General features: G+C 39.9%; 7 protein-coding genes. 4 read left to right on the top strand and 3 right to left on the bottom strand.

What is annotated here, in order from left to right:
* Positions 1-4: 4 nt before the first annotated feature.
* From priA to pfkA, 3 genes are all read left to right on the top strand, one after another.
* Positions 5-2,527 carry a primosomal protein N' gene (gene priA / locus JL001_RS11500; RefSeq protein ID WP_370567364.1) on the top strand — a complete coding sequence of 841 codons (2,523 nt, stop codon included), beginning with the start codon at positions 5-7 and terminating at the stop codon, positions 2,525-2,527.
* A 135-nt stretch (positions 2,528-2,662) separates the two neighbouring features.
* Positions 2,663-3,037, top strand: a complete 375-nt coding sequence (locus JL001_RS11495; RefSeq protein ID WP_200976217.1) for a methylglyoxal synthase — start codon at positions 2,663-2,665, stop codon at positions 3,035-3,037.
* Between the two features lies 1 nt (position 3,038).
* The gene (gene pfkA / locus JL001_RS11490) at positions 3,039-4,025 is read left to right on the top strand and encodes a 6-phosphofructokinase (protein WP_200976216.1); all 987 of its coding nucleotides are present in this window, start codon (positions 3,039-3,041) and stop codon (positions 4,023-4,025) included.
* Between the two features lie 75 nt (positions 4,026-4,100).
* Here the strand turns inward: pfkA and JL001_RS11485 are convergent, their stop codons facing one another.
* The 3 genes from JL001_RS11485 to JL001_RS11475 all read right to left on the bottom strand — a co-directional run bounded on the left by JL001_RS11485 (position 4,101) and on the right by JL001_RS11475 (position 13,182).
* Positions 4,101-6,401 carry a BamA/TamA family outer membrane protein gene (locus JL001_RS11485; RefSeq protein ID WP_200976215.1) on the bottom strand — a complete coding sequence of 767 codons (2,301 nt, stop codon included), beginning with the start codon at positions 6,399-6,401 and terminating at the stop codon, positions 4,101-4,103.
* Between the two features lie 3 nt (positions 6,402-6,404).
* The gene (locus tag JL001_RS11480) at positions 6,405-11,456 is read right to left on the bottom strand and encodes a translocation/assembly module TamB (RefSeq protein ID WP_200976214.1); all 5,052 of its coding nucleotides are present in this window, start codon (positions 11,454-11,456) and stop codon (positions 6,405-6,407) included.
* A gap of 214 nt (positions 11,457-11,670) precedes the next feature.
* A complete protein-coding gene (locus JL001_RS11475) occupies positions 11,671-13,182 on the bottom strand; it encodes a catalase (protein WP_200976213.1) in 1,512 nt (503 codons plus the stop codon).
* Positions 13,183-13,462: 280 nt separating this feature from the next.
* Between JL001_RS11475 and miaB the strand changes: the two genes are divergently transcribed.
* The gene (gene miaB, locus JL001_RS11470) at positions 13,463-14,923 is read left to right on the top strand and encodes a tRNA (N6-isopentenyl adenosine(37)-C2)-methylthiotransferase MiaB (RefSeq protein ID WP_200976212.1); all 1,461 of its coding nucleotides are present in this window, start codon (positions 13,463-13,465) and stop codon (positions 14,921-14,923) included.
* Positions 14,924-14,935: the final 12 nt, after the last annotated feature.

Here is a 14,935-nt window from a genome sequence, read left to right as displayed (position 1 = left end):
CTCTTTGGAAAGCCTATTTGGAGACAATCCCGTTTATGATGACGCAAAGATGCCCCCTAGCTTTGCTGATGTAATCCTTCCCGTACCCATTCCTAAAATGTTCACTTATCGCGTTCCACGATCTTTGGAAAGTAGCGTAGGGATTGGGTACCGGGTAATTGTTCAGTTTGGGAAGAAAAAAGTACTCACAGGAATCATTGGGAAGGTCCATAAAAAACCTCCCAAAGAATATGAGGCCAAACCAATATTAGAGCTTTTGGATGATCATCCAGTAGTCAACCCTTTGCAAATCAAGTTTTGGTTTTGGATGGCTGAATATTACTGTTGTCACATCGGTGAGGTCATGAACGCCGCTTTACCTACAGGTTTAAAACTTAGCAGCGAAAGTAAGATCCAACTCAACCCTAAATTCGATCCTTTATCAAGTGAATTTCCTATTGATGACCGGGAGCAAGTGATCTTGGATGCGCTTGAAAGCAAAGATGAACTTTCCTATGAGGATTGTGGTAAACTGCTTGGGATCAAATCTTCTTATGCCATCATCAAAAGCCTAGTACTAAAAGAAGCGGTCCTAGTTTATGAACAGGTCAAGGAAAAATATAGTCCTAAAATCGAATCAAGGATTAAGCTAACCGAGCCTTATACTTCTTCAAAAGAAGAATTGGAAAAACTATTTGAACAAATCAGTAAAAAGCCCAAGCAAGAGGAAATCCTTCTTAAGTATTTGCAAGAAGTCCCTGTGTATAAATTCCCCGAAAAGAATGAAAATGGACTGGACAAGAAAACGATCACCGATGCAGGTTTATCTTTAAGCTCACTGAAGACATTGATCAAAAACAAGGTACTAGAAGAGTTCAAGGTAATTATCAGTAGATTTGATCAACTTGCAGGAGACGACCAACCTATTGAATTGGCAGACTTTCAAGAAGAAGGGCTACAAAACATTAAAACTGAATTTGAGCAGAAACAAACAGTTTTGCTACACGGGATTACCGGAAGTGGAAAGACTGAAATATACATTAAGCTAATTCAGGAAGTATTGGAAAGTGGTTCCCAAGTCCTTTTACTACTTCCCGAAATTGCCTTGACCACACAGATCGTCAGTAGGCTTCAAAAAGTTTTTAGAAGTCAGATGGGAATCTTTCACTCGAAATATTCCGATAATGAACGAGTAGAAGTTTGGCAAGGTGTTTTGAGTGGCCGATTTTCTTTTGTGGTTGGCGTCAGGTCTTCTATCTTCCTGCCTTTTGATAGTTTGGGCATGGTGATCGTAGATGAGGAACATGAGGCCTCCTATAAACAATTTGATCCAGCTCCTAGATTTCAGGCCCGTGATGCAGCCATAATGCTTTCTTGGCTTCACCAGTCCAAAACACTTTTGGGAAGTGCTACCCCATCATTTGAGTCGTTCTATAACGCTAGGATGGAAAAGTATGGCTATATCCATTTGAACAAAAGGTTTGGTGAAGCGCAATTACCGGAATATCACCTGTCGGACATCTTGGTTGACAAAAAGAAAAATCTTTTAAAGCTTGATTTCACCAGATTGATGCGGGAAAAAATTCAAGAAGCACTCAACCAACAAGAGCAAGTCCTGATATTCCAAAACCGCAGAGGCTATGCGCCCTACATGTCCTGTGAGGAGTGTGGCTGGATTCCTGAATGTGAACATTGCGATGTCAGCCTGACCTACCATCAATACAGTGAGGAAATGCGTTGTCACTATTGTGGATTTAAAGAAAAAGTCCCTAGGGCTTGTCCTGCCTGTGGAAGCCATGAACTGACCACTGTTGGTATGGGCACCGAGCGTATCGCCGAAAGCTTGTCCTTGCTGTTTCCTGAAGCAAGAATTGGTAGGATGGACTTGGATACCACCAGAAGCAAATATGCTTATCAAAAAATTCTAGAAGATTTTAGTGCAGGCAACTTGGATATTTTGGTAGGAACTCAAATGATAACGAAAGGACTGGACTTTGATAGGGTTACGGTAGTTGGTATTGTGGATGCAGATCGAATCCTTTACTTTCCCGATTTTAGAGCTGGCGAGCGAGCTTTTCAACAAATCACACAAGTTGCAGGCCGGGCAGGAAGGAGAAACCGACATGGTAGTGTTGTGATCCAAACCAGAAAACCAGACAATGATATTTTCCACCAAATTATCCAAGGAAACTACGAGCATTTCTATATCAATGAAATGAGTGAACGGCAAAGGTTCTTCTATCCACCATTTGTTAAAACCCTAAAAATCACCACCAAGCATAAGGAAATCAAAATAGCCGAAAGGGCAGCGAAACACCTTAGTAACCTCTTAAAGGACATCCCTGTCAAGAAAATCATTCTTGGCCCTGAAAAAGCTTTGATAGGAAAAATAAAGAATCAGTACCTTTTTGACATTCTAATCAAGTTGGATAAGTCCAATAATGCCCCTGCCCTTTTCAAACATGAATTAGCCATGGTTCTGGAAGAACTTAAAAGTCAAAAAGACTTTAAGTCTGTCAGATTCATTGTGGACGTAGACCCTTATTAAGGAAAAACACATGAGATTAAGGCCACAATTCCCTTATTCAAGGATCAACTATATTTATCATCTTAAACCTTAAATCTTGAACATAATCTTTAATTTTTTATAACTTTAAGCCTTCAACCTATTAAACCAAAAACAATGAGAATTGCCTTAATCGCCCACGATGGAAAGAAAGCCGACATGGTTCACTTTCTCAGCGGCTTCAAAGACCGATTACTAGGCTCAGACATTCAACTTTTTGCTACTGGCACAACAGGTTCCCACATTGAAAGGGCTGGTTTTAATGTAGAAAAACTGATGTCCGGTCCTTATGGCGGAGATGCTCAGATTGCCGCTATGGCTGCTCAAAAAGAGCTTGACCTTGTAGTATTCTTTAGGGATCCATTGGACAAACATCCCCATGAACCGGATGTGCAGATGCTAATGAGGATTTGTGATGTACATAATATTCCTTTGGCAACCAATTTGGCTTCAGCGGAATTGATGTTCAAACAATTAACTACAGCTCAATAAAATGGAAAGTAAATCAATTACAAAAATTGGTGTTTTGACATCAGGAGGAGATGCTCCTGGAATGAATGCTGCCATTCGTGCTGTGGTTCGCTGTGCCTTTTATTATAACTTGGAGGTATATGGTATCTACAGGGGATATGAGGGGATGATCCAGGATGACATCAAAAAAATGGAGAGTTCTGATATAGCTTATGTATTGGAGAGAGGAGGTACTTTCCTGAAATCAGCCAGAAGTGCCGAGTTTCGTACTCCTGAAGGCAGGAAAAAAGCTTATGAAAACCTTCAAAAACATGGCATCGACGCTTTGGTAGTAATCGGAGGTGATGGATCCCTTACGGGAGCGCATCTTTTCTATAAAGAATTCGGAATTCCTTCCATTGGCTTACCGGGAACCATTGACAATGATCTCTCGGGAACTGATAATACGATTGGATTTGACACAGCCTGTAACACGGCCATTGAAGCAATAGATAAAATCCGTGACACTGCCACTTCGCACGACAGACTTTTCTTTGTGGAAGTGATGGGACGTGACTCTGGCTTTATTGCCATCAATGCCGGCATAGGCAGTGCTGCTGCGGCCACATTAATTCCTGAAAAGAAAATGCCAGTAGAGGCATTGATAGACAAGCTGAACACCAGAGCCAAAGCAAACAAACAAGCGAACGTGGTGATCGTGGCCGAAGGAGGAAAAAGTGGTGGTGCTTTGGAGCTCTCAAAAAAAGTAAGCAAACATCTCCCTACTTATGATATTAAAGTAACAATTTTAGGGCACTTACAAAGAGGTGGGTCACCAACTTCTTATGACCGTGTGCTGGCCAGTAAGTTGGGAGTAGCGGCTGTTGAAGGCCTTATGCAAGGCAAATATGATGTCATGGCAGGTGTCATTAACAATAAAGTTGTCTACACTCCCATCAAACGGGCCATTGTAGATGACAAAGAAGTGGATGAAGAAGACTTCAGAGTAGCAAAAATACTATCTACTTGATTTCAATATTTGACTAAAAACCGGAAGTTTAAACTTCCGGTTTTTTTTTTAAAACTTACCATTCTTTCTCCCTTTCTAGAATGGATAGCCAATGGCAAAGTTAAAAATCAGATTTTCCCTTCTCCAATCCCTGTCAAACACTTTAAATTCTTTCAGCCACCTTTCTCCTTCTGGTAAAAATGGTTTTCTAATCGGGGCTGCAAAATCAAATCTGATTACAAAAAACTCTATGTCTACCCTTAGGCCAAACCCAGCTCCCACTCCAAGTTCCCGCAACCAAGAGCTTGTAAACTTCCCACCGGGCAATGCCTCATTATCATTCATTAACCAAACATTTCCTGCATCCATAAATAACGCACCTTTCAAATACGAAACTATTGGAAACCGATATTCTATATTACCTTCAATTCTTATGTCCCCTGTTTGATCAAAATAAGATTGGTTATTGATGGAATCAGGCTGATAGGTACCTGGGCCCAAGGATCGAATCCTAAAAGCCCTTACACTGTTAGGGCCACCTGCAGAATACTGTTTCACATAAGGTAACGACACAGAGTTTCCAAAAGGAATACCTATTCCTCCAAAAACACGAGTAGCCAAAACATTCTCCTCTCCTAGTTTGATGTGATACCGGAAATCCAAGTCTCCACGTGCATATTGTGCATATTCCATCCCAAACACTTTTCCTGATTCGCCTTTTCCGAAAGTGTTATCCATCAGATTCAGAAGGTTCCCAGCCACATCCACAGTAGTTCCGGCAAATATCTTGTGCTTTCGAAACTGTTCCCCTAGCTGATTATAATTAAAAGTGTAATTCAATCCTGCAATAAACTGCTGCTCAAAACTTCTCCTTAAAAATGGATTATCGTCCAATATCTCCTCAAATTCAGGTGATGTATCAGAAAGACTCACCACACTCAAGCTGATAGGATTAATTTCATGATATACAAACCTATTGGCATTCCAGTAATACCCATAGCTTATAGTTGCCGAGTTGGAGCGATAAAGCCCTATCCTATTGAGCGATTCTCCCCCTAAACTGATTTTGGTCTTTGGAACAGAATAACTAAAACGTTCTTCAATATTTACCGGAAAGATTACTCTAGGAAAAATCAAGTCACTCTTTAGACCAATATCATAAGTGCTTAACCCTGTCCTATCTCCTCCTGCTATTTGGGTTTCATAACCGAACTGAGCAGAAATATTGAAAGTCTCCCCTCCCTTAAAAATATTCCTGTTTCGATAGGTCAACAAAACCGCAGGACCAATAAAGTTATTAGACTTGGACAAACCTTGCAGCTCCGCTCTCAGAGACCTTTTCTTCAATGGGGACAAATAAATATTGGCATCCAGCCCCCATGGTTCCTCTGTTCCTATCGAGTCTTTTTCGACATAACGTAAGTTTACATACCTGTAATTCCCAATCGAAGACAATCGATTTGTCGTTAACCTAGACAACTCTGAGCTATAAGCCTCCTCCTCTTTAATCAATATATACTTCTCCAGCAACTCAGGTCGGAACGCCAATTCATCCTGAATAAAGTCAATGTCTTTGATAGTAGTGGTATCTTGATTGCCCTTCTCTTCATCCACAGAATAATTTGGGTACACCCTGATGTCTTTTACCTCATAAGGGACTATGGATTTTTGAGCAACATCTTGTTTCAGTCTTAAAAAGAGATCAAACTTTCGCTCATCATAATTATTGGTATCGGCCTCAAAAATCAAATAATCAGCATTGAAATTATAGAACCCTCTTTTCTTCAATTCATCGTTCAGCCTCAACCTTTCGGATTTAAAGGCCTCCAATTCAAACCTTACTCCAGGTTTAAGCTCAGTCTCTTCAATGATCTTAGCGATTTCTTTTTGGATGGTCAGAGAGTCTCCTTCCAATTGATACTTTTCCAATCGATATGGACGGCTCACCTCCACTGTATACTCCACTCCTGCAAATTTTCCTTTCCCCGTAGACTCAGAGCTGGACAACGCATAGAAAAAACCATTGTTTTCCAGACGGTTCAGCAACAACTCTTCCGTTTTGGAAGGGTTCACCTGACTGAAATAGACCGGCTCTTGACCAATTTTCTTCTTTAAAAATCTATTAATAAAGCCGGGCTTTTCCTTACTTCCCTTATAATAAGCCCATAAGCCAATTCTCATCCCCAAAAATTTACCATTTGGCTCAGGCTGAATAACGTCCTCTAAACGAGTATGTATGATTTTTAAAGCCTTGTTGTTTACGCCCTCGGGATCATTGGTCTTTACCTCAAGCTCCGCTCCTGTATATAGCCGTTCATCTTCAGGAATAAACTTAGTCACCCCACACGAGCTTAACAATCCAATAAATAATAATTGCAAAAATATCTTCGCTCTCATATATTACTTTTCCCCTTCGTTTTCAGCTTCGGTACCTGATTTCTCTTTGATTTGACTTTGCCTTTCTCGTTCTATTCTTTCTTCACTTTTCCAAAAATTTCTAAACTCATTGAACTCCCTATTCAAGATAAATGCAATCCCGGTAACTATAAGCTGTCCATCAATAATACTCTCAAATTGATTTTTCCTAAATCCTCTGATCCTGTAGCGCCCAGTTTCTGTTAGTAAATATTCCAAGTTCACGTTTCCAAAAACCGCTCCATTATTTTGAGTATCTTGACTCGAACCTTCGATATCCATTTGGCTCCCTACTTGAACAATCAATCGGTCATCAAAAAGCCGTTTGCTGGCATTCACATTCAACTGCGTTCTGTCTCCCTGGTAACCTGAATAACTATCCAGGTCAAAATCCAACTCAAAGCCCGAATCGCCAAGGACATTGCTGGACAAAGCGTTTAACTGACTGGAAAGCATCTGACTCACACTTAACCTTGCCAAGGCAGCTGTTCCTCCTCCTGACCCATCACTACCAGTTGAAGGCATAAATTTCTGTAAAACCAACAGTGAAAATACCTGCCTATTGAGCTCTCCTTCCTCTTCATTGATCTGCTGAACCCTGGTATAAACATTTCCTCCAAGCGCACCCTGCTCATCTTCCGGCATGTCCAGCTGAAAAAATATTTGTGGCCTCAACAACTCTCCTTCTACATTCAAATAGACCAAGAAGGGAAGCCTTTGCTGGTATTGCTCAGCTACATCATTATTTACCCCAGAAATCTGCGTTGCCATCAAATCCTGTGCAGAGGTCTTCACTTCATAGGATGCAGTAATATCCAAGTCTGCATCCATTGGGTCTCCTTTCCAAGAAATTGTACTTCCTTTGACTATTTCAAATTTCCTACTGACCAAATTGTAAAGGCTCATTTCATAATGTCCCTTGTCCAATTCATAAATTCCGGACAGGTTCATTTGTCCATTAGGTAAAATATCTAAGTTAAGGTCTGCATCACCGGCAATCATCAAGTTATCACCTGACCGCTCATCCACTATGACATTGAAAATTGCCTTCGGGTCCACTTCCAGAATCGCTTTTACTTCCATACCTGTAAAGGCAGACTCGGTTCTCTCACTGCTTCTCTTAGTCAAAATATCATTAGGATCATCCCTGTCAACAATCAGCACCACCCCTTCTCTCTCCACAATATCCAGCTGTGTTTCTGGTATCACAAAGGTCAAGTCCGTCCCTTCATTTACTGCTAGTTTTGCATCGATCTTTGGAAGATTCATATCCCCGCTTATGGTCACATCTGCGTTCACATTAGCTTTCCCAAAAAACAGGTCATTGTCTTCTCTGGTTGAATTTAAAAGCTGGAATTTCTGGGCATTCAACTTAAGATCGAATGCCAAATTGGTGGGATCAACGGTATTGACAGTTCCGTCTAGGGAAAAATTATTCCCCTCTGTATCCTTAAAGGTTACTTGATCAAAATAGATACCCTGATTATCAACCCGCAAAGGTTCAGTAGGCAAAGAGAATTTTGAATTTAAGGTATTCACTTTTATCGCAGCATTTTCGAAGGCAAACTCCCCTTCATACTTTGGCTCACTAGTAGTACCAGCTACATTAAAACTACCTTTAAGCGCACCAGCAGCTTCACTGAAATTCTCCGGCATAAGTTCTTCCAGCACCAATAATTTAAACTCATTGATATCAAGATTCAAATCCAAGTTGGCTCCATTCTCATGAGCTACATAATCCCCTACTAAATCCAAATCAATTCCTTTGTCCTTTAAGGCAAGGTTAAAATCATAAGACCTGGAATCGCTCGATTTCGCTTTTAGGGCCAAATTTCCAAGTTCAGCCCCCATTGTTTTTAAGTTCAAAATATTCATATCCGCCACAATCCCCGGTGCCCCAAATGGGTTTTCAATTATAAAATCTCCATTTAACCTTCCTCCAAGCAGTAATTCATCTGGGTTAAACAAAGTCATAATGGTGGCCAATTGGAAATCCTTAAAGGTGACCCCTACCTGATCTTCAACATTGGAGTTGAGCTCATTACTAAAAGTAAGTTGCTGCCCATCTCGTGAAAAAGAAAAATCAGAGAACTTCAATAACTTGTTTGCATATAATACCTGATTACCGGCTGGCACTTTCCATATTTTTCTATTTAGCAGCAGACTATCTGGCAAAACGTGAAGGTCGACCGTATCCCCATGATATTTCATCTCTGCATCCAAAGAATAAAGCTGCTCTTCTCCATCAAAAGACCTAAATTTCATTCCTAACAACTTATTATTAAAGTTAGCTGCAAAAACAGTCCTTCCCATGGACAAAGGAGAAGCATCCAAATTGCCTATTCCTAATAAAAAATTCATTTTTCGTCCATCACCTTTTGCATTTACCACAAGACTATCCAACATAATATCATTATACTGAACATAAGGTAAATTCACGGAAGCATTAAGCTGCTCTTCATTTTCTTTAAAGTCCACGTTGACATGGATAGAATCCATCTCTTCAAGACCTTCCATAAAGACCTGATCCAAAATGGGGGCTCTCTTAAAGGCTAAATCCAAATCCAAGTTTACAGGATTAGTTAAAGTTGAGTCTAATTGCAATGAATCTACCTGAACAGAATCTCTTAAATAGCCTTGTAAATGTCTTTGAACTCCAGCTGATATTTGCGCCGGAGATGCATTGGACCTTAAATAACCGTTGAGCATCAAGCCACTGATATCTAAACTGGTACTATCAGGTCTCACACTTGCCTTCAAATCAAAATGGCCAGTCGGGTATGACCGCTCGTCATAAACCACCAACCCTTCATCTATCTTGGTATTGACATCAAAACTCTCAGGATTCCCCTTAAATTCCGCTATCAGTTTTAGCCTGGCCCTGATATCCTTTTCTGTTAAGCCCAAAGCCCTTAGGTTGGCTCCTCTCAAATCCAGGTCAGCCGAATAATGCGAATTGACACTATCCAACTCTAGATCCAAGCCCAAATCCATATCTAGGTTTTCATCAGTAAATGCTACATTGACATTTCCCACACCTTGGTTTAATTCACCCTCCAGCTTCAAGCCAGAAAAGTCATAGCTATTGTATTCTAGTTGCTTGAAATCTGAAGTCAATTGGGCACTTAGGTCTTCTATTGAATTACCATGGCCAGAAGAGTGCAATTCAAAAGTCAAGGTCCCCAAGCCCATTCCCGGCAACAACTCTTCTAACTTCAATTGGTTCCCCCTAAGCTGGGTGTCAAACATCAGCTGATCTTTGTCCATAAATTTGGCAACCAAATCCAGGCTTCCCTCAGGCATTTTAAGCCCCACTTCTGCAACCAAATCCTCCAAATCACCTTTAGCGCTCCCCTTTAATTCCAATTTCTCTGGAAATTTCACTCCATAATCAGCTTCATTGACAAACTGGCTAAGGTCATTCCTCGTAGTCAAGAACAACATGTCTTCCAAATCAAAGCCCAAGTTTTCTGGTTCCATTATGTTTTGAAGAACTCCTTTTGCATTTAAGACGGTTTCTTTTCCCCAAGAAATATTGGCCTTCTCCAAATTTAAATCGGCCAAGCTTCCATTTAAATCCAACTCCCCATCAACTTGATTCTTGGCCAATGAGACAAAGTATGGATTATCCTTCAGGTCAGGAGCAAATGGTAAAGCATCATTAGCATTGACTTTTATAACTGGTAGGTCCAATGAAAACCCTGCTTGATCGGGAGAATTGATCAACTGATCAATTGAATTATAGGTCAAACTCAAATCTCCACTAACAGCACTTTTTGCTGCTTTCAAATCCAAACCTGCCAAACTCAATCGCTGATCATCCATACCAAAGTCAAAAGAAAAATTATGGAGGTCAAGCCCGCTACCTTCCCTAAAGGCCAGATTGTCCAAGGACAATCCTGCACCTTTTTCATTAAGGTAAATTCCCGACAACTTGAAATTAAGGTCATTCAAAGAAATCGCATTGGTATTAAATATTCCATCAGAGACTTGTTCTTGACCTAGAGAATAAGAAACATCGTTCTGCTCCATTGAAATGGTCTCAACATCTATTATCCAGCTAGGCCACTGAAAAAAAGGGGCTGGACTTTCTTCTATTTTTGTATTGGACGGGGCTGACGTAGACTTAGGCAGAACAATCGCTATCTTCGAATCTGTCAACTCCATTTTTTTTAAGTTGATTTTCTGTGAGGACAAATCTGCCTCGGGGAGCTGAACTGTAAAATTTCCTAAATCAACCTTTGCACTTATCTCATCAGGAACTGATTCATAATCGGCTGTTACATTTTCAATTTTGAAATCATCAATGATAACAAGCGGCATGGGAGTATTTAAGGTTGAATCTTCCTCTGCAGTAGGAAATGGTTTATCCTGCTTATAAAAAATAGATGAATTGCTGAACTCAAATTCACCTATATAGAATCCCATGTCATTCAAATCAAACTCTTCCATTTTAAGCAACAATTTCCCCAAATCAACGCGGCTATCAATCCCCATCACACCATCAGTATAACTAAGATCAAAATCCGTCAGATTAATCGGCCCTAGCTCGATCTCAGGATAAGCTCCTTGAGCCTGAACAGTGTCTTCTGCAACAGTTGAGGTCGAGTCATTGGACATAAATGCCGCTATCAAAAAGTCAAAGTTGAAAGCCTCTGTTTTTTCATCCCTTTTCACATTTGCTTTCAGTCCATCCCAATTCAGTTTGGTCAAATGAATATTCCCATTTTTAATCAGCGGTAAAATTTCTACTCCAGTTTCTAACCGATTAGAATAAACCAAGGTATCTCCTTGCAGGTCTTCTACATAAAGTCCTTGGAGAAATAAATTCCCGGAAAAGGTTACATAAAGTTTGTCTATGGAGACTTCTGTTTGGGTTTTGTCTTTTACATAGGTCACTGCTTTTCCAACAATTACATCCTGCCCCCATGGGCTTCGTACAAAAAGTATAATTCCGATAATCAAAACCAGCAATACCAGCAGTATCACCCCCAGTACCTTAAAAATTTTATAAAATATCTTTCTTAGATTATTCAAGTGCTAAAATTAATTGCTATATCAAAGATAATAAGTAAAAGGATTCTGAAAAGAAATCACCTTCATGTCTTCACTATAATGATTTTAAAAGCCCAATATTCGTGCTAAAAAATTGCACGTCACTTTTCTTTGTCTGATATATTAATCCATACTAAAAAAGAGAGCAGGACTTGCTCTCTTTTTTAGTCAATTCAGCTTTGTATTTTCTAGAATTTTAGTGTGCTCCGTTCATAGCAGCCATCACAGCATTTACATTCACACCTAAACCTTCTGCTACTCGTGCTCCAAATTCCTCATCCATTCTGAACCAATGACAAAGCTGCCTATTGATGATTTCATCTTTCTTAGGACCAGAAATACCACTCATTGCGCCTATGGTATTTTTAATGGTATTGTCCTGTTCTTCCTTACTCATCACATCCCTGAAAAGTGCCCTTGGTTGGGAATAATGATCATTGCCTCCAACCTTACTATTTCGATCATACCAATCTGCAATATGATCTCCTAAATCATCCGAAGGTTCTTTGTAGGAATTGTCTATTTCAATATCATCAAAACTATTTGGAAAATAGTTTGGTTTCGAACCCTGATTTCCATCAACACGCATAAAGCCATCTCGCTCATAATTATTGACAGCAAAGGGGCAGCGGTTGACCGGAATTTGTTCATAGTTGGCACCAAGTCTGTACCTGTGCGCATCAGGATAAGATAGAATTCTTCCCTGAAGCATTTTATCAGGACTGTAGCTCACACCATCAACAATGTGGGCAGGTGCAAATGCTGCCTGTTCCACATCTTGAAAGTAATTATCCGGGTTTCTATTAAGCTCCATTTCCCCAACATCAATTAATGGAAAATCTGCATGGGGCCACACTTTTGTCAAGTCAAAAGGGTTAAAGTCCACTCTCCTTGCTTCATCCAAACTCATTACTTGAATTTTTAAATTCCACTTTGGAAAATTTCCGTTTTCAATAGCCTCCAACAAATCTCTCTGAGAATAGTCCATGTCCTTGGATTTCATTTCTGCAGCTTCCTCATCCGTAAAGTTTTGGATACCTTGGGCTGTCTTGAAGTGAAACTTTACCCAAACTTTCTCATTTTTCTCATTGATTAAAGAAAAGGTATGTGAACCATAGCCATTCATGTGACGAAATCCTTTTGGGGTTCCCCTATCACTCATTAAAATCAAGACCTGATGTAAAGATTCAGGCATCAAAGACCAAAAATCCCACATCATCGTCGGTGATTTCATATTTGTATATGGATCTCTTTTTTGAGTATGGATAAAATCGCTGAACTTTTTAGGGTCTTTGATAAAAAATATTGGCGTATTGTTTCCAACCAAGTCCCAGTTGCCATCCTCAGTATAAAATTTAACCGCAAACCCTCTAGGATCCCTTTCTGTATCAGCAGAACCTTTCTCCCCTCCTACTGTGGAAAACCTGGCAAAAACCTTTGTCTTTTTACCTACCTTATTAAATAGTTTCGCTTTGGTGTATTTACTGATATCATTGGTCACCGTGAAAGTCCCAAATGCTCCTGACCCTTTTGCGTGCACTACCCGCTCAGGAATTCTTTCCCTATTGAAATGGGCCATTTTCTCATGCAATATATAATCTTCCAAAAGGATTGGCCCTCTTGGCCCTACGGTCTTCGTATTGTCATTTTCCACATAAATCCTTCCGGATGCGGTGGAAAGCTTATTGTGTTTTCTTTCTTCTGACATGATGTTTGTTTTTAGGTTCTCGATCTGTTTTATGACATGAATATACTTATTTAAAACATATAGTTAAAATTGATAATTTCTATAAAACAATAGTAAAAAACTATATCTATTCCACTTCTAAAATCATCTCAAATTCACATTCATTATTATTTATTGCTGACCATCATCCCACAGAAAGCAAGCCAAAAAATAATATTAACAGAAAAGATAAATTCACAGAAGCCTGTCATTTTGTCGGTATTTTATTAATTTCGCATCTCAAATTGATTGAAAGAGTGCTATGGAGAATATTATCAAGGATATTGACATAATTCCTGCTGAAGAGGCGCAGGCATGTGATTTTAAAACCACAGAAGAGGAGAATACAGGAAAGCATAAAAAGCTATATATAGAAAGTTATGGCTGTCAAATGAATTTCTCTGACAGTGAAATTGTCGCTTCCATCATGAAAGAGAATGGTTTCGACACCACTTCTAATTTTGAACAGGCAGATGTCATTTTCCTGAACACCTGTTCTATTCGCGAAAAAGCCGAACTGACAGTTAGAAAGAGATTATCCCAATTTAATACAATTAAAAGAGAAAAGCCTGAACTTACCATAGGTGTTTTGGGCTGCATGGCAGAAAGGCTAAAAGACAAATTACTAGAGGAAGAAAAGTTGGTTGATGTAGTCGTTGGCCCTGATGCTTACCGTGACTTACCCAATTTGGTAAAAGTAGCAGAAGAAGGAGACAAAGGCGTCAATACTTTCCTCTCGAGAGAAGAAACTTATGCGGACATATCACCAGTAAGGCTAAATTCAAATGGGCTGACAGCATTTATTTCCATCATGCGCGGATGTGATAATATGTGTTCCTTCTGTGTGGTTCCTTTTACGAGAGGCAGGGAAAGAAGCCGTGACCCGCATTCTATAGTAAGAGAGGCTCAGGCATTGTTTGACCAAGGATACCGAGAGGTCACACTTTTAGGTCAAAATGTAGACAGCTACAAATGGTCTCCTGAGGAAAACAATAAAGCCAGACTAAACAAGCAAGAAGGTGCTGTCAGCGAAGTAATCAACTTCGCGAACCTATTGGAAATGGTTGCCAAGGTAAGTCCCTTATTGAGAGTGAGGTTCTCCACCTCTCACCCTAAGGACATAACAGATGAAGTACTTTACACTATGAAAAAGTATGACAACATCTGTAAATACATCCACTTACCTGTCCAAAGCGGGAACAGCCGAGTTTTGGATATGATGAACAGAACTTATGACCGCGAATGGTATTTGGAAAGAGTGGCCAAAATAAGAGAAATACTGGGACAGGAATGTGGCATTTCCTCCGATATGATTGCTGGGTTCTGTACTGAAACCGAAGAAGAACACCAAGAGACATTGAGCTTAATGGACATCGTGAAGTATGACTTCTCTTATATGTTCTATTATTCTGAACGACCAGGCACGCTTGCAGCAAAAAAATATGAGGACGACATTCCTCTGGACACCAAGAAAAGGAGACTTCAAGAAATCATCAACAAACAGTCACAGCACTCTTTGGAGAGAAACCAATTGGACGTAGGGCAAATCCAGCAAATCCTTGTGGAAGGAACCAGCAAAAGATCCGAAGATCAGCTCAAGGGAAGAAATTCAGCCAACAAGGTGGTGATTATTCCTAAAGGAAATGTTCAAAAAGGAGATTATGTCCAAGTAAAAATCACGGATTGCACAGCTGCCACCCTCTTTGGTGAAGTGGTTTCCTGATTTTAACAAACT

It is taken from the genome of Echinicola sp. 20G (genome assembly GCF_015533855.1).
Taxonomy (GTDB): domain Bacteria; phylum Bacteroidota; class Bacteroidia; order Cytophagales; family Cyclobacteriaceae; genus Echinicola.
Note: the sequence above shows the minus strand (reverse complement) of the source record. Positions and strands in the feature narration are given on the sequence as shown.

Excerpts from the sequence above, each read along its gene's own strand:
- JL001_RS11495 (WP_200976217.1), top strand. The coding sequence starts at position 2,663 with ATGAGAATTGCCTTAATCGCCCACGATGGAAAGAAAGCCGACATGGTT.
- pfkA (WP_200976216.1), top strand. The coding sequence starts at position 3,039 with ATGGAAAGTAAATCAATTACAAAAATTGGTGTTTTGACATCAGGAGGA.
- JL001_RS11485 (WP_200976215.1), bottom strand. The coding sequence starts at position 6,401 with ATGAGAGCGAAGATATTTTTGCAATTATTATTTATTGGATTGTTAAGC.
- JL001_RS11475 (WP_200976213.1), bottom strand. The coding sequence starts at position 13,182 with ATGTCAGAAGAAAGAAAACACAATAAGCTTTCCACCGCATCCGGAAGG.
- miaB (WP_200976212.1), top strand. The coding sequence starts at position 13,463 with ATGGAGAATATTATCAAGGATATTGACATAATTCCTGCTGAAGAGGCG.